The sequence below is a fragment of the Elongatibacter sediminis genome, assembly GCF_037892215.1.
GTDB classification, from domain to species: domain Bacteria; phylum Pseudomonadota; class Gammaproteobacteria; order Xanthomonadales; family SZUA-36; genus Elongatibacter; species Elongatibacter sediminis.
On record NZ_JAZHOG010000005.1, the window covers coordinates 136,680 to 152,251 of the forward strand.

The following is a 15,572-nucleotide window of genomic DNA, read 5'->3' on the forward strand; positions in this document are numbered from 1 at the left end:
GTACGAATACGCCATCAGGAACCTGCCGAGCCATCTTGGGGCGCGCCATAGCTCACCGGATGTGCATGTTGCTCAATGACACGGTCCGGCACGCTTCGAACCCGATCGAAGTGATCGTGCCGCAACACAACGAAGAAACTGTCCCGGTCCACCAGGATCAGTCCAAAATCGACCAGCCAGTCGGCAACGTCTTCGATGATGGTTTGATGCCAGACCGGACGACCGGTGATGTGGGACAAGTCCCCGCGAGCGATACGAAAGGCGCCGCCGGTGGCGTGCCCTTCATCTCCGTACGACGAGTCGGTAAAGAGCTCGGCCAGCACGGCCGCGACCTCTTTGGGCGTTAGCATGGAAAATCTCCCTGGAACGTGGGGGTATCAAGCAGGTTGTATGTAGGCGGTTTTCACCTGAGTATAGAATTCCGCGGCATAGCGCCCCTGTTCACGTGGCCCGTAGCTGGAGTTCTTGATACCGCCGAATGGAACGTGGTAATCGACGCCCGCCGTAGGCAGGTTGACCATGACCATGCCAGCGCGGCTCTCGCGTTTGAAACGGGTGGCGGCTCCCAGTGACCGCGTGCAGATTCCCGCAGAAAGTCCAAACTCCGTATCGTTCGCCACGGAAATCGCCTCATCCAGATTGGCGACATCGATCACACTGGCCACCGGACCGAAAATCTCTTCCTGGTTGATGCGCATTTCATTGGAGGTGCCCGTGAACAGCGCCGGCGACAGATAGAAGCCCGGCGTGTCGCAGGAAACCCGCTCCCCGCCCGTGACCAGTTTGGCGCCCTCCGCTCGGCCGATTTCGATATAGTCGAGGCTCTGCTGCAGTTGCTGCTGATCGACCAACGGGCCGATCTGCACACCTTCCCCCAGCGCATGACCGACACGAATCCCTTGGAGCCGTTCAACGCAGGCCGCGACGAACTCATCCCGGATACCCGGGGTAACGATAAACCGTGAAGAGGCCGTGCAGCGCTGGCCGGTCGAGTAGTAGGCGCTGTTGACCGCGCACTCCACGGCCGTATCGAGATCGGCGTCATCGAGCACGACGAGCGGATTCTTCCCGCCCATTTCGAGCTGGAATTTCGCCCCCCGGCGGCTGCAGTCTGTCGCGACCCGCTGGCCGGTTGCCACCGATCCGGTGAAGGAAACGCCATTCACCCGACCATCGTTCAACAGGGCCGAACCCACGACGCTGCCGGCACCCATCACCAGATTGAACACACCGTCGGGAAAACCGGCCCGGCTGATGATTTCGGCAAGTGCCCAGGCACTGCCCGGCGCATTGCTCGCCGGTTTGAAAACCACGGTATTGCCGAACGCCAGCGCCGGTGCGATTTTCCAGGCGGGAATCGCAATCGGAAAATTCCAGGGCGTGATGATGCCGACGACCCCCACGGGCTCACGGGTGACTTCCACCTGAATTCCCGGACGGACGGAGGGAATCAAATCACCACCGGCCCGCAGAGCCTCACCGGAAAAAAACTTGAAAATCTGGCCAGCGCGCACCACTTCACCCGTCGCCTCGGGAAGAATCTTTCCCTCTTCCCGGGCCAGCAGCCTGCCCAGCTCGTCCTTGCGCGCCAGGATTTCGCTGCCGACCACATCGAGCGCGTCTGCGCGTTGCTGGATGCCGCCTGTCGACCAGCTTTCAAATGCCCTGGACGCGGCTTCGATGGCCGACTCGGTCTGGTTCGAATCGGCTTGAGCATACGCTCCAATCACGTCGTCCGTATCCGAAGGGTTGATGTTCTGATTGCGCTGGTCGGAATCGATCCAGGCGCCATCGATAAAATTGTGATAATCCGTCATGGTCATCTTCTCGTCGAGGTCGGTTGCGTGGCAGTCCGCCGCTCGTTCACAGGCGCGGCCGAGACTTGATCGTACTTTCGATGGTTTGCTCTACCATCCGCCGCTCCGCTCCTTCCAGGGTGAGGCGGGGGCGCCGAACCCATTCACTGCCTGTTCCGGCCAACTGATTGGCGAGTTTGATGTACTGCACGAGCTTGACCGCGACATCGAGATGAAGCGACGGCATGAACCAGCGGTAGATGTCGACCGCTTCGTCGACACGCCCCTGGCTGGCCTTCTCGAACAGCGCCACACTCTCCCGGGGAAACGTATTGGCCATGCCGCTGACCCAGCCACTGGCGCCAAACAGCAGGTTTTCGAGCGCCAGATCGTCAACGCCGCAGAACAACCGGTAGCGGTCGCCGCAGGCATTGATCATGTCCGTCATCCGGCGGCTGTCGTGGGATGACTCCTTGACCGCGACGATGCTCTCGTATTGCGCGAGTTCTTGAAAATCCTCCGGCGAGAGATCCACTTTGTAAGCCAGCGGATTGTTGTAGATCATGATGGGCAGGTCCGTGGCGCCCGCCACCGTGGCGAAATGCTGGATCGCTTCGCGGGAATCCTGCTCGTAAACCATGCATGGCAGAACCATCAGGCCGTCACAGCCCGCCTTCGCCGCCCGATCGCAATGCTCCACCGCGAGATCGGTCGTGTATTCAGCGACGCCACTGAGCACGGGCACCCGTCCGTTGACGGTCTCGACCGCCTGCCGCAGAACCGCCTCCTTCTCGTGGGGCAGCAGGGAGCTGTTTTCTCCCAGCGTTCCCAGCATGACGAATCCCGCAACGCCCTGTTCGAGGCAAACCTCGATATGCCGTGCGGTGGCATCGAGATCGAGGCTTTCGTCCCGGTTCATCTCCGTCATCAATGCGGGCATCACGCCCTGCCAAGCAACTTCCATCGTCACATCCTCTCTCAGTTTCACGAATACCGCTCAGCCCGGACCGACGGATTTCAACTCCGCACTCACACATGCCCGAACCGAATTGACACGAAATTAATATTGTATAAAATATATCATCATTGCAGCGCACGGGCAAACTGAACGATCGCTGCTTTCGCGATTCAACTTCATCTTTCGGCATCAACTGCGGATGGGGCGAAGCCGCTGGCAGCAGGCGCCCATGCGCCGGCACACTATGGTCTGGACAGCTGAGGAAAATTGAAATGTCTAAAACGAAGTACGGTTTCGGGTTGGTGGGAATTGGCATGGGTGGCGTGACCCACGCGACCCAGTTCGCGGAAATGGATGATGTCGAATTCGTCGCGTGCTACGGCCGCAAGGCGGAGAAAGCCAAAGCGTTTGCCGACAAATACGGCGCACGCAACTGGTATGACGATTTTGACGAATTCTGCGCCGACCCCGACCTGGACTTCGTCGTGGTCTGCACACCCAACGGCACACACGCCCAGCACGCCATTCCGCTGGCCAGGGCCGGCAAGAACGTCATCGTCGAAAAGCCTCTCGAAATCACCCGCGACAAAGCGCATAGCATCATCGATGCATGCCGCGAGCACGATGTTTCGCTGTCCATCATCTACCAGATGCGATTCGGCGAGGCCGCCAGGAAAGTGAAGGATGCGGTGGCCAGCGGCCTGTTCGGCGAGATTCTTCAGGTCGATGCGTACGACAAGGCGTTTCGCGAGGTCTCCTACTACCGGGACGATGCCTGGCGCGGCACCCGCGAATTCGAAGGCGGTGGGACGCTCACCACCCAGACCACCCACCTGATCGATCTGATGCAGTGGATCGCGGGGCCAGTGAAATCCGTGTTCGCCAACTGCCGTACGGCATACCACGACATTGAAGTGGAAGACCTGGCGAACGCCATGCTGACATTCGAAAGCGGCGCCACCGGCGTCATCGTCAGTTCCACCTGCTTCCAGCCCGCCATGAAGTCACGCATCGAGATTCACGGCACCAAAGGCAGCGCGATCTTCAACGGTGAATACGATGAACTCTACTTGTGGGAGGTGGAAGGCGACCCGCAGAAAATCGACGCGCCCGAGGGCTTCCGGTTCCGGGATACGACCGATCCCTACCTGTTCCCGATGGAGCGGCATCGCGCCAACCTCCAGGAGATCATCGATGCTCATCGCGAGAAACGCACCTCGATGGTCACCGGCGAGGAAGCTCTGAAATCCGAGGAGATCATCCTGGCGATTTACGAGTCGTCCGACAAAGGACACATCGTCGAGGTGAGAAACCCCTGACGCCGGACGTTACGATGCGTCGTAAGCCAGCCCCGCCGCGACCAGATCACTGAGCGCGGAGCCGACGGATTTGAACAGCGTGATCTCCTTCGGGTCTTCCCGAAGGGGAGCGTTGCCGGCACAGAGGTCGGCAAGCTGGCCTGCAATGCGATCCTCGCTGAACACGCCTTCCGCAATGGGAACGAGAATTTCACCTGCCTCGCGCAGGCAGTTCTCCCGGCTGTCGACATAGACACGGGACCGGAGCACGAGTGCGGTATCGCATTCGCGCTTGGTCGCATGGTGATTGCCGATAAAGTCCGTGTGGCTGCCTTCCCGGATCCAGGCACCCTCCACCAGAGGTTCGGGCGAACCCGTCGCACAGACAACGATATCGGCCCGCTGACAGGCCGTTTCGACCGACGGGGCGACTTGCACTTGCAAGTCCGGATGCCGGGCGCACAGACGATGTACCAGCGAATCCGCCTTCGACGAGTCGCGACCCCACACGAGTACCTGCTCCAGGGGGCGCACACTGGCGTGCGCGGCGACCAGGTAAGGTGCCAAGTTGCCGGTACCCACCAGCAGCAGGGTTTTTGAATCGTCCCGCGAAAGAAAACGCGACGCGAGAGCGGATACAGCGGCCGTCCGCCAATAAGTGACACTGGTGCCGTCCACCAGTGCCAGCGGAATGCCATGGGCACGTTCGAACAGCAGGATCTTGGAGTAAAGGGACCGGTAGTCCGGCGCCGGATTGTCCGGGAAATACGTAAACGCCTTGACGCCGATAAAACGATCCGTCCACGCAGGAAGCAGCGCGAAGGCCTCATGTCCCGAGGCATGTTCGTCCAGCGGGAAAACAGTCCGCGGAGGCATGGTGAATGGACCGGCGAACGCCTGTTCGATGGTGTCGATCAGGGCCGGATAGCTCAGCGAGCCATTGACCTCATTGGCACTGATGACTTTCATCAGGGCGCCGGAAGCCGGTAATCCGTCCGGAGTGCGGCCCATTTCATAACCGTTGTTGGCATCTTCGTGTCGGACGACTCCGTCAGGTTAAAACGTGGTGCGCACGGACATGCCTACCGTCAACGGCCGCACGACCAGCGATTCCAGGCGCTCGGTCCAGTCGATGTACTGGAAGCTGGTGGCGTGTTTGTCGAACAGGTTGTTCACATATAACGCCACTTCCCACCTGTCATTGCTGACGCCGGCCCGAACGTTGGCGAGCGTGTATTCTCCGGCGGAAGGACGATCCAGGGTCGGATCGGTATTGAAGTTTCCGAGAATTTCGCCGGTATAGGAGACTTCCGCACGAACAAAACCGGTCCATTGACCGGACAGCGGAAAGTTGTAGACCGCCGAGCCGTGCAGGCTGAGGTCGGGGTGGCTGGGCAGGCGGTCGCCCTCGGCCGCGTTCAGAAAGGGTACGTCTTCATCCAGCGTGAAATCAACGTAGGAACCGGAGAAGGACAATTCGACCTGGTCCGTCACCAACCACGCCACGTCGAACTCGACACCGTTACCCGTCGCCTCGCCGACATTCTGGTTCAGCGCGACGAACAGGTTGCAGTTGTCGGTGCCCGAGTCAATGATGACCTCCACCTGAATGTCCGACCAATCGTTGCGGAACACGCCCGCGTTGAGGCTCAGCCGGCCGTCCTCGGAGCGGAACTTCAGACCCGCTTCATAGGCCCACAGGCTGTCTGATTTGACGCCACCGGGAATGAAGCCCAGTTGATCGAGCACTTCCGCTTCACAACCCGGGCTGAAGTTCGCACCGGCCGAGCCGGAAGCGACGCGGAATCCCTCAGCCGCCCGGGCATACAGCGTTGTCGTTTCAGTCATATCGAATGACAGATTGAACATGAAGTTGTCATGAGTCTCATCAAATTCGGGAGACTCTTCCACCTCATTGAACACCTCGGGTCCGAAATCAGCGATCTGGGCTTTGAGCAGGCCTGATTTCGATTCCTCGGTATGGCGATACCCGATCGTTCCCGTCAGGCGGTCGGTAAAGTGATAACTGAGCTCGCCGTAAAACGCCAGCTCGTCGTACGGCAGCCGCTCATGCTCCCGGTACAGACAGGAAGGATAGACCCCTTCGGCCACACTGTCCTGCGGGCCGAACTCGGTACCGGACGCGAAGATATCTTCATGATTGGCGGGATAGGGATAGACCAGATCCTGGCCCGGAACCGCATCCGCAAACCGGGGTCCCGCATTCGCATAATTGACGGCAATGGAGTCGAATCCGTCCTCGTCGATCGAGAAGCAATCCCTGAAGTCCTCCCGGTTTTCCCGGTCCGCATAATAGAGACCGGCGATCCAGTCGACTTTTTCGAATTGCTCCGGGTCCGATACGAAACGCAGTTCCTGCGTAAACGATGAATCGTCGAAGAACCCCTGGGTTCCGAATCGAAGCGGCTCCCAGTATTCGTCAAACCCGAAGAAGGAAAAGTCCTTGCGGTAGTCAGACTCGATATTCAACTGCGATGTAACAGACGTGATGGTTACCCAGCCGACATCCCATTCCGCGGTCAGCGAAAGTACCTCTGCATCCGCGGATAGTTTCTCCGGTATCAGGTTCACCTGGTCGAGCGCACGCCAATCTTCGCCGTGGGCGCGGCTCCAGCCATCCTGATCGCTGTTGTCCGTCAGGTACATCCCGGTCAAGGTGAACGTATCGGTGGGCGTCCACCTCAGGGACACGCGCCCACCTGTCTGATCGTAGGAGGCCTGGTCGTCGAGGTCGAACTGGCTGTTCTGATAAATGCCCGGATTGTCCGAATGGAACGCCACGAAGCGCAATCCCAGAGTGTTTTCGATCAGCGGGACATTAACCATGGCATCGACAGAATAACCCGTGTCCGCATCCTTGGAGTTATTGATATCCGCCGCGAAATTGGCCTCGAACTCATTCGGGTTGGGTTTGTTCGTAATGTAGCGGACCGAACCGGCAATGGAACCGCCACCGAACAGGGTTCCCTGCGGCCCCCGTAGCACTTCGACCCGCTGCATGTCGAAAATCCGGGGATCGAGATTGCTGAAATTTCCGGATACGAGTGTTTCATCGACATAGATGCCGGTGGCGGCCTTGGCTTCCGCCGAAGCCTGAACCGTCACCCCCCTGATGATCATCTGCTTCTGCTGCGCACCACCGTCCAGAAGACTGACCGAAGGCACGGACCGATAGAAGCTCTCCATGTTGGTGTAGCCGAACTCTTCGATGTCCTGCTGACCGACGGCGGAGATGGCCAGCGGCACCTTGCTCAGTGACTCGGCGCGTCTTGTGGCCGTCACATAGACTTCTTCCAGAACTGCAGTGGGATCTTGCTGGGCGGCTGCCGTATCCCACATTGCGAGAATCGCCAGGAGAGTAACAAGCGGCGATGCGAATTTTGCGGTCGAACGAAATGTAGCTGAGCTCATATTCATTCCTGCCTGGTCGGGAGAATTGGACCGGTCAACTCTCTTGCTTGGGTATCGAGCCAATAACTTGGGCATCGAGCCATTAATTTATATTGTATAAAATATTCATTCAAGTCTCAAGACCATTCAGTTCGCAAAATAAAAGCGGATGGGAACACATATCGATTCGAACCAAACGCCCAGGCATGCGTTAGTGGTGAGCTGCGATCGAGGAACGCCCCGGGCAGCGCAATATGCCGTGCGACCAATAACCGCCGAAGGCGTCCGTGTTGACACAGGGAAATCGGTTCGCCCTGGAACAGGGCAGCGGGTAATAGCACCACGCCGTGACGTTCAGGATGCGAGCGCCCCGGGAACGCGCGCAAGACTCCGGTTCCTGTAGTACAGGAATGCGAGAAACAAGGTGGAAACAAGGAAGATCGTACCGTTGATGGTTTGGGTAAAGGCCACGCCCACGGTACTCGCCAGATACCCGATCTCGAGTTGCCCCAACGGCCCAAAGCCACGACTCAGATTCCAAATACCGACCACGGCACCACGGTCGCAATCCCGAACACCACATTGAAGTACGGTAGGCAGGAGAACATCGACGAGCGACCATGCCATTCCGACTAAAATGATCACGACAGCAGCGATGGCAAACACAGGTGCAAGCGAGAACAGCACCAGACTCAAACCGAACATGGCCGCGGAGACGAGCAGCATCTTCTCCGAATCGATTCGCGTCGCGAAGGCGGCCATAACCAACAACGCGATGACTCCACCTGTATTGCTCAGGGCAAACAGGGTTCCCAACCCCACCTCGCCGACCTGGTGGATATCCCGAGCGAACGAGGGCAGCAGCACATCACTGGAGCACGCGAACACCTCCGCCAGCAGGGCGATGCTGGCGAAGATCAGTACGATGGGGTTACGCAGAAGGCCGGTAATGATCTGCCAGTCAGGCAGGCGGCTGTCTTCCACCAGACCTTCCTCATCATGCCGGCGCGAGCCATCCAGACAGAATCTGGGTATGGCGTGCAGAATGGCAGCGCTCAGAAAGTACGCCACACCCATCGCGATGAAGGTAGCCATCCCGCCAAGAGACTGCAGCAGAAATCCTGAAGTGAATCCGCCAATAATGCCGAATACCCGGTTGGCCAGCATTTCCATGGTCATGCCATTGACTGCCTCGTCCCGTCCCACGAGGTCGATCACATAGGCCTTGCAGAACGTGGTCTGCGCCGCATCGAACGCGCCCACGCACACCGCGAGCACCAGAACCACGTATATGTTCACCCCGCCGGCAATACTGATTACCACTGCCGCCGCGGCGGTGGCGGCCCCCGCATAGTTGGTCATCTGAATGAGCAACCGTCTGTCCATCCGATCTGACAGCATGCCGAGCGGCAGACTCAGCACCAGTTTGGGAATGGTTCGCGAGGCGATAACCAATCCCACCCCGAGGGGTGATCCCGTGAATTCCAGAGCCATCCAGCTCAAGGCAACCAGACTCAGGGTATTTGAATACCCATTCATGGCGATGGATAGCCACAGGTAACGAAATCGGACTTCCCGAAAAGAGGAGAAAACTCTTGCGAGCAGCTCACCCACTAACAATAAAGCTCGAAGTAATCTACGACGCCTTCCTGGGGCTGAAGATTGACCAGATGCCCATCCTTCATGACCAGCCGCACATCCCGAACCGCTGAAATATCAGCCAGAGGATCAGAGCCGAGCACAACCAAATCAGCAAGTTTCCCCGACTCGACGGTGCCGAGATCGTGAGCAACACCACACAGATCCGCGGACGTTCGCGTGCCCGCGATCAGGGTATCCATGGGGCTGATTCCTACCTTGACCATGAATTCGAACTCACGCTTGTTGAATTCGTTGGTCGGTGTCGAATCACTTCCCAGCGCGATCTTCACGCCCGCCTCGACCGCCATCAACAGCCCTTCCCGATGAGCGGTCGCGGCTCCCAGGGCCTTTTCGATCTGGTATTCAGGCAGCTCGTTGATGAAGTCCACATCCTGAGTGGCGCAGATGGTGGGGACATAAAAGGCCTCCTTGTCCAGCAGCATCTCGATGGCCTCGGCGTCGAGCAGCCCGTGTTCGATTGAATTGGCTCCGCCGCGCAACGCCGTTTTCACACCCTTCGCGCCCCAGGTGTGAACGACGAGTTTGATGCCTTTTTGTCTGGCGACCTCTGAAGCCGCCTGAATCTCATCCAGCAGGAACTGGGACTCGTCCATACCCTCGCCTTCGGTCATGATGCCGCCCGTGACCATCAGCTTGATCTGATCCGCGCCGTGCTTGATGTTGTCCCGCACCGCTTTGCGCATCTCCATGGGACCATCCACTTCCAGCGCCCCCAAGGTGCCATGTCCGTGCCCTCCCGTTATGGAAATGCCTTTTGTGCAGACGAATAGCCGGGGACCCATCATCACACCCTTGTTGAAAGCTCGCTTCCAGGCGACGTCGGAAAATCCATCATCGCCAACACAGCGAATTCCGGTGATGCCGGAGCGCAGGGCGTCCATCGCATTGCGTCCGGCACGTATGACGTAATCGTTCAGCGATTCTGTTTCCAGGTAATTGTGCGGGTCCGGAATCAAGTCCCCCAGGTGCGTGTGCACCTCCCAGAAGCCGGGCAACAGGTATCCGCCCTGCAGATCGATGACACGCGTATCGTCATGGGTTCCTACCGGGGCATAAGGTACCGCGCTGGCTCCCGATTCCGGCACTTCAACGGAGCCCGGCCGCAGTTCCTCGATTTGGTTTCCGTCAACGACCACCGTCACGTCTTTTTTCGTGGCCGCTCCCGTGCAATCGATTACCGAGCAGTTGGTCAACAGGGTTTTCACGAAAGCCCTCCCAGTCCCAGATCTGCATTGAGTTCATTATCTTTGCAGAGAATTTGACCGTCGCATTCAATCGTTCCCGTGGTCAGCACCAGATCGCAGTGCACCCCGCAAGGCGGAACATCCCCACCGAACCCCGGGTCCTGCTCACCGAATCCAAAGGTGATCGCGCCGAGAACATGCTCGTCCTGGTGAATACTCCCGGACGTCCGGGCCCGGGGGTTGAGACCGAGAGTGAAGTGGCACAGATGGGTGGCAATGGGATCGCCCGTCCGCTCGAAATGCGACCGCAGCGCGGCCGCATCCGCCCCACCCGTGATCTCTGCGATTACACCGTTCTCGATGCGCACTGTCACCGGCGAACGCACGAGGCGACCTGGCGGGATGTTTCCATCAACAACCAGAGTGCCGTTGATCGTGCTCTCGATGGGCGCGTTGGCCACGGATATTCCGGGGAAGAAGTTGGATTCCCCGGGTTTTGAAACCATGCCGTTGCCAATGTCGATCGGCCGATCGAGCAGACTGAATTCGATGTCGGTTCCGGCTGGGGAAGTGACTTTGCAATGCCGGGTCTTGATCCAGATCTCACCGATCCGTTCCGCGATCTCGTTCATCCGCTGATAGTCCACGCCGGTAATGCCTTCAAGCGCGAAGTCTTCCATGCCGATGACATCGGTCGCGGTGACACGGGCGCCGTTCTCGCGCGCCACCCGGACTGCGTCCTTCTCCATGAACATGGTGGGACACACACCCAGGATCACGTCCGCGCCGACCAGTGCTCCCGTTATGGATTCATTGAACTCAGTGGTGTCGGTAGGGTCCATGCGCGGGATGACGAGCAGTTGCGCGTCGGCGCCGGCATTCAGCCCCGCCACCAGACACGCCTCGGCGACATCCATATCCGTCCAGGTGTCCGCCAGCACCAGCAAAGTTTCGCCGGGCTGCACGTTGGCCATCTGGCGTACAGCCGCATTTCCGAATTCACCCCATCTCAAACTACGCATTGTTCATTCTCTCCAGTTAATTTGGACTTCTGTGGCCGGTTCATCTGCGGGGCGTCAGCACTACCCGGAAACTGTCGGCATCATCACGATCCTCGGGCTTGACGGCATCACGATACCGGCTGCTCGCCCGCGCCGCCTCCACCGGGAAACCACCTCCCCGCATGCAACGGAGCAGATCGGAAGGGGCATCGATGTTTTCGCGACCGTCTTCGGCCTTGTAAGGCCAATCGTACAGCGGCTCCTCCAGACTTGGTCCCCACACGGTTCGCTGCCAGTCCCAGGCGTTGCCGGACATGTCGAGCACGCCGTAGGGGCTGGCCCCTTCGGGAAATGTCCCGACCGCCACGGTGGAATCGAGCTCACTTTCCTTGTAGTTGCAACGCGTGGTATCGATATCATCGCCCCACGGGTAGGCCCATCCCGAATCACCCACGGCCGCTTTCTGCCATTCGGCTTCCGACGGCAGGCTGCACTGCAACGAACCGTCCGCGAGACCAGCCCACAAGGCCCGGCTCTCCGCCGAATCTCCACCCGGATGCTCTTTGGCCAGTTCCTGCAGCCTGTTACCCAGCCACTTTGTATACGCAAGCGCTTCGAACCAGTTAACCCACGGCACCGGATGGTTGTCTACCCCGCGAAGGCATTCAGGGTTGCCGGGGCTGAATTCGGCATCCGTTACAAAGGCGCGGAACTGGGCCACGGTTGTCTGGAATCGCGCAATATAAAAACCGGGAAGAAACACCTCGTCCGCGTTCTCGCCCAATGCACAAGGACCTTCGGGGATATGAACAAAGCCAAGATCCGGCTCGTCGGGCAGAAACCAGCGATCCTCACGGAACCTCGGATCCCCGATCATGGCGAGCGCGTTGCCCATTTGCTGGCGTTGCCGCGGCGTCAAGCGATTGTCGCTCATGCCCTCCAGCAACCGGGCCCGAAGATCACCCGCGATTTCTGAAAACGACCCTGATTCCTGCACATCCACTCCTTACCCATTTCCAGTTGTGTTCTGATGGCATGAAGCAGGAAAGCCGCCCATGCCGCTATAGTGTATATTTTATCCAATCTTGATTTTTAATCAACCACTGAATTGCGTATGGCCCCTGAACAAGAACTCACAGGACACCTGTTAATCTCGAACTAGATATTATATTTTATACATTTGTTGAACCCAATTACCGTACAGCGGGACTCGCCTGCTTACAGGAACTATTCAGATGAGCACATATCACACTCGATCCGTCCGCACCGTCGACTCACACACCGAGGGCAATCCCACCCGCGTGATCGTGGGTGGCGTTCCCGTGCCTCCCGGAAATACGCTGCTCGAAAAGCGTGCCTGGCTCAGGGATCATGACGACGGCCTGCGCCGCATGCTGAACTTCGAGCCCCGGGGATCGGGGCTCATGTGTTCCGTACTTCTGTTGCCGCCGGAAACGGACTCCGCTGACTTTTCGGTCATCATCATGGAACAGCGCGAGTACGTCCCCATGTGCGGGCACTGCATTATCGGAACGGCGATGACCGTGGTGTCCGAGGGCATGGTCCCGGTGGTCGAACCCGTCACCACGGTACGCTTCGACACTCCGGCGGGCCTGGTGACGTGCGAAGTTTCGGTCCGGGACGGCCAGGTGGGTGCCGTGAGCTTTGAGAACGTGGAGAGTTTCACGCTGTGCTCCGACGCCTCACTCGATGTGCCGGATCTGGGCCGGATTTCCGTCGACATTGCTTATGGCGGGGATTTCTACGTCATCGTCGACGCCGACAGCCTGGATCTGGACCTGTCGCTGCAGAACGACCAGCAACTGATCGACTTCTCGATCAGGATCCGGGAAGCCGTGGCGGATCAGATCGAAACCGTTCATCCGGAAAGGCCGGACATCAACACGTGCTACCAGGTGCTGTTCACCTCCAGCAAGACATCGCAGGGAGACTACAAGCAGACCATCCTCTGCCCACCGGGCTCGCTCGACCGGTCGCCCTGCGGAACCGGAACCAGTGCGCGCGTGGCATTACTGCACGACAGGGGCGAGATCGGACTTGGCGAAACCCGGGCGTTCGAAGGGCCGCTGGGCACTTGCATGCACGGGGAAGCGGTTCGGGCCGAGCAACGGGGCGGCACGACCTTCGTCACCCCACGCATCACAGGCACCGCCTGGATCACCGGTTATCATCATTTCGTCATGGCGCCGGACGACCCTCTGCAAATGGGCTATCGGGTCGGACCCGCATGATGGGCGCGATGCAGCTCCACATGGCCAACACTCAGGGCCCGCCACTAACTAAGGACAATACGGAAACCCAGAAATGAAAATCGGATTCATCGGCACGGGAACCATTACCACCGCGGTTGTCACCGGACTGCTGAGAGGCGGGGACGTGCCTTTTCGCGTCGTCGTTTCACCGCGCAGCCCGGACCGCGCCGCCCTCCTGGCGTCGAGTTTTCAGGAAGTCGAGGTCGCACCGGACAACCAGGGCGTGATTGATCAATGCGATATCGTCTGCATAGCGGTCAGGCCACAGATCGCCACTGATGTCCTGGCCGAACTGTCCTTTCCGGAAAGCACAACCGTGATCAGCTTTATTGCAACGTACTCTGTTGATGAAGTCCGCTCGATGGTGGCCCCGGCTTCCCGGGTTTTCCGCATGGGGCCCATTCCATCCGTGGAGCGCGGGCTCGGCCCGGTGATACTTTATCCCGATGACCCGGAACTGCGAACTTTTTTCGATCCGATAGGGACCCTCGTCGCCGCCGAATCCGAAGCGCAATTGAGTGCATTCTGGGCCGTAACGGCAATGATGGCGCCATTCTTCGGCCTGCTCGACAGCACCTCGGAGTGGCTCAGGCGGCACGGCATCGCACCGGCGCAGGCCGATGCCTACGTGGGGGCGCTGTTCCACTCCTTGTCCGATACCGCACTTTCGGTGCACGGAGAGGGATTCGGGGAGATGGCGATTGAACATGCAACCCGCGGCGGCCTGAATGAACAGCTACTGCGCGAGCTACGCGCCGCAAACTGGCTGAATCTGCCTGCCGACGGACTCTCGCTCATTCTGGACCGTCTGGAAGGCCGGGCAGACCTCGAGGATGGCCTGGAATCAGGGTCACGGAAGTCCGCTGGCACGTCAGCCGGGTAACCCGGGCGCATCCATGTTATTGATTGCAACCTGGCAATAGCCGCCCCCAGCCTGACCGAATCAAGAGGAGGAAAGTCGTGGCCCGCAAGACCTTTTTCTGCATAGATGCTCATACCTGCGGTAACCCGGTACGTGTCGTCGTCGCCGGCGGCCCCCAATTGCAGGGCTCCAGCATGAGCGAACGGCGCCAGGATTTCGTCGCTCACCATGACTGGATACGACGCAGTCTGATGTTCGAACCACGGGGCCACGACATCATGTCGGGAAGTATTCTGTACCCCCCCATCAGCCCGAATGCCGATATGAGCCTGCTGTTCATCGAAACCAGCGGCTGCCTGCCCATGTGCGGTCACGGCACCATCGGGACGGTGACCGCCATACTCGAGCACGGACTGGTGTCCACGCCCAGGGAACCGGGTCAGTTGACTCTCGATGTTCCGGCCGGTCAGGTGATCGCGCAGTTTGATCGCGACGGGGACACCATCGAATCCGTGCGGATTCATAACGTGGCCAGTTACCTCGCTGAGACGGACGTCGAAATCGAGTGTCCCGAACTGGGGCCGATCCGGCTCGACGTGGCCTACGGCGGAAACTACTACGCCATCATCGATCCGCAGGACAATTTTGCCGGCCTCGAGAGTCTGTCGGCCGGTGACATACTGAGGCTGAGCCCCGTCGTGCGGGAGCGCATCAACGCGAAAATCGAGTGTGTTCACCCCGACGATCCAACCGTTCGCGGAGTCAGTCACGTGATGTGGACCGGACGGCCACAAAGGGATGGCTCCACCGCTCGTAACGCGGTGTTTTACGGCGACCGCGCGATCGACCGATCTCCCTGCGGAACCGGGACGAGCGCAAGAATGGCCCAATTGCACGCCCGCGGCCAACTGGCCGCGGACGAACCGTTCACTCACGAGAGCATCATCGGCAGCCAGTTCGTCGGGCGCATAGAATCTCTCGATCAAGTGGGGCCCTATCCGGCTATTCGTCCGAGCATTCAGGGTTGGGCCAGAGTCACTGGATTGAACCAGATTTTCGCTGACGATCGCGACCCCTACGTTCACGGGTTCCAGTTGACCTAGTGGGCCATGCGGTTAATCACGTAA

The 15,572-nt window shown here is 59.2% G+C and carries 13 protein-coding genes; 4 read left to right on the top strand and 9 right to left on the bottom strand.

All coding sequences use genetic code 11. From position 1 onward, the window contains the following. Positions 1 to 14: 14 nt before the first annotated feature. Genes V3330_RS09075 through V3330_RS09085 form a run of 3 tightly spaced genes read right to left on the bottom strand, consistent with a single transcriptional unit; the run spans position 15 to position 2,760 of the window. Positions 15 to 350, bottom strand: a complete 336-nt coding sequence (locus tag V3330_RS09075) for a hypothetical protein (RefSeq protein ID WP_354695094.1) — start codon at positions 348 to 350, stop codon at positions 15 to 17. A 27-nt stretch (positions 351 to 377) separates the two neighbouring features. Beyond that, entirely contained in the window at positions 378 to 1,817 is a 1,440-nt protein-coding gene (locus V3330_RS09080) for an aldehyde dehydrogenase family protein (protein ID WP_354695095.1), read from the bottom strand. A 46-nt stretch (positions 1,818 to 1,863) separates the two neighbouring features. Further along, the gene (locus tag V3330_RS09085; RefSeq protein WP_354695096.1) at positions 1,864 to 2,760 is read right to left on the bottom strand and encodes a dihydrodipicolinate synthase family protein; all 897 of its coding nucleotides are present in this window, start codon (positions 2,758 to 2,760) and stop codon (positions 1,864 to 1,866) included. A 266-nt stretch (positions 2,761 to 3,026) separates the two neighbouring features. On the opposite strand from V3330_RS09085, the gene V3330_RS09090 reads away from it, so the two are divergent. Continuing rightward, a complete protein-coding gene (locus V3330_RS09090) occupies positions 3,027 to 4,073 on the top strand; it encodes a Gfo/Idh/MocA family protein (protein ID WP_354695097.1) in 1,047 nt (348 codons plus the stop codon). Between the two features lie 9 nt (positions 4,074 to 4,082). Here V3330_RS09090 and lhpI read toward each other — a convergent pair whose 3' ends face one another. The 6 genes from lhpI to V3330_RS09120 form a co-directional block, all read right to left on the bottom strand. After that, positions 4,083 to 5,063 (bottom strand): bifunctional Delta(1)-pyrroline-2-carboxylate/Delta(1)-piperideine-2-carboxylate reductase, encoded by a 981-nt coding sequence (gene lhpI / locus V3330_RS09095; RefSeq protein ID WP_354695098.1) that lies wholly within the window; start codon positions 5,061 to 5,063, stop codon positions 4,083 to 4,085. Between the two features lie 45 nt (positions 5,064 to 5,108). Further along, on the bottom strand, positions 5,109 to 7,355 hold the full coding sequence (locus V3330_RS09100) for a TonB-dependent receptor (protein ID WP_354695099.1): 2,247 nt from the start codon (positions 7,353 to 7,355) through the stop codon (positions 5,109 to 5,111). 462 nt (positions 7,356 to 7,817) lie between these two features. Continuing rightward, positions 7,818 to 9,077: an MFS transporter gene (locus V3330_RS09105; protein ID WP_354695100.1), complete on the bottom strand. Its 1,260-nt coding sequence runs from the start codon at positions 9,075 to 9,077 to the stop codon at positions 7,818 to 7,820. After that, positions 9,077 to 10,330 carry a metal-dependent hydrolase family protein gene (locus tag V3330_RS09110; RefSeq protein ID WP_354695101.1) on the bottom strand — a complete coding sequence of 418 codons (1,254 nt, stop codon included), beginning with the start codon at positions 10,328 to 10,330 and terminating at the stop codon, positions 9,077 to 9,079. The genes V3330_RS09105 and V3330_RS09110 overlap by 1 nt, the downstream gene beginning before the upstream one ends. Further along, positions 10,327 to 11,331, bottom strand: a complete 1,005-nt coding sequence (locus tag V3330_RS09115) for a 2,5-dihydroxypyridine 5,6-dioxygenase NicX family protein (protein WP_354695102.1) — start codon at positions 11,329 to 11,331, stop codon at positions 10,327 to 10,329. Before V3330_RS09115 ends, V3330_RS09110 begins: the two co-directional genes overlap by 4 nt. A gap of 40 nt (positions 11,332 to 11,371) precedes the next feature. Further along, a complete protein-coding gene (locus V3330_RS09120) occupies positions 11,372 to 12,307 on the bottom strand; it encodes a formylglycine-generating enzyme family protein (protein ID WP_354695103.1) in 936 nt (311 codons plus the stop codon). A 238-nt stretch (positions 12,308 to 12,545) separates the two neighbouring features. Here V3330_RS09120 and V3330_RS09125 point away from each other — a divergent pair, with 238 nt between their 5' ends. The 3 genes from V3330_RS09125 to V3330_RS09135 all read left to right on the top strand — a co-directional run bounded on the left by V3330_RS09125 (position 12,546) and on the right by V3330_RS09135 (position 15,548). Further along, on the top strand, positions 12,546 to 13,562 hold the full coding sequence (locus V3330_RS09125; protein WP_354695104.1) for a proline racemase family protein: 1,017 nt from the start codon (positions 12,546 to 12,548) through the stop codon (positions 13,560 to 13,562). A gap of 73 nt (positions 13,563 to 13,635) precedes the next feature. Further along, positions 13,636 to 14,466: a pyrroline-5-carboxylate reductase gene (locus V3330_RS09130; protein WP_354695105.1), complete on the top strand. Its 831-nt coding sequence runs from the start codon at positions 13,636 to 13,638 to the stop codon at positions 14,464 to 14,466. A 77-nt stretch (positions 14,467 to 14,543) separates the two neighbouring features. After that, the gene (locus tag V3330_RS09135) at positions 14,544 to 15,548 is read left to right on the top strand and encodes a 4-hydroxyproline epimerase (protein ID WP_354695106.1); all 1,005 of its coding nucleotides are present in this window, start codon (positions 14,544 to 14,546) and stop codon (positions 15,546 to 15,548) included. Positions 15,549 to 15,572 lie beyond the last annotated feature (24 nt).

What these genes read in the sequence shown, in the direction of transcription:
- V3330_RS09075 (WP_354695094.1), bottom strand. Translation starts at nt 350, where the DNA reads ATGCTAACGCCCAAAGAGGTCGCGGCCGTGCTGGCCGAGCTCTTTACC.
- V3330_RS09080 (WP_354695095.1), bottom strand. Translation starts at nt 1,817, where the DNA reads ATGACGGATTATCACAATTTTATCGATGGCGCCTGGATCGATTCCGAC.
- V3330_RS09085 (WP_354695096.1), bottom strand. Translation starts at nt 2,760, where the DNA reads ATGGAAGTTGCTTGGCAGGGCGTGATGCCCGCATTGATGACGGAGATG.
- V3330_RS09090 (WP_354695097.1), top strand. Translation starts at nt 3,027, where the DNA reads ATGTCTAAAACGAAGTACGGTTTCGGGTTGGTGGGAATTGGCATGGGT.
- lhpI (WP_354695098.1), bottom strand. Translation starts at nt 5,063, where the DNA reads ATGGGCCGCACTCCGGACGGATTACCGGCTTCCGGCGCCCTGATGAAA.
- V3330_RS09115 (WP_354695102.1), bottom strand. Translation starts at nt 11,331, where the DNA reads ATGCGTAGTTTGAGATGGGGTGAATTCGGAAATGCGGCTGTACGCCAG.
- V3330_RS09125 (WP_354695104.1), top strand. Translation starts at nt 12,546, where the DNA reads ATGAGCACATATCACACTCGATCCGTCCGCACCGTCGACTCACACACC.
- V3330_RS09130 (WP_354695105.1), top strand. Translation starts at nt 13,636, where the DNA reads ATGAAAATCGGATTCATCGGCACGGGAACCATTACCACCGCGGTTGTC.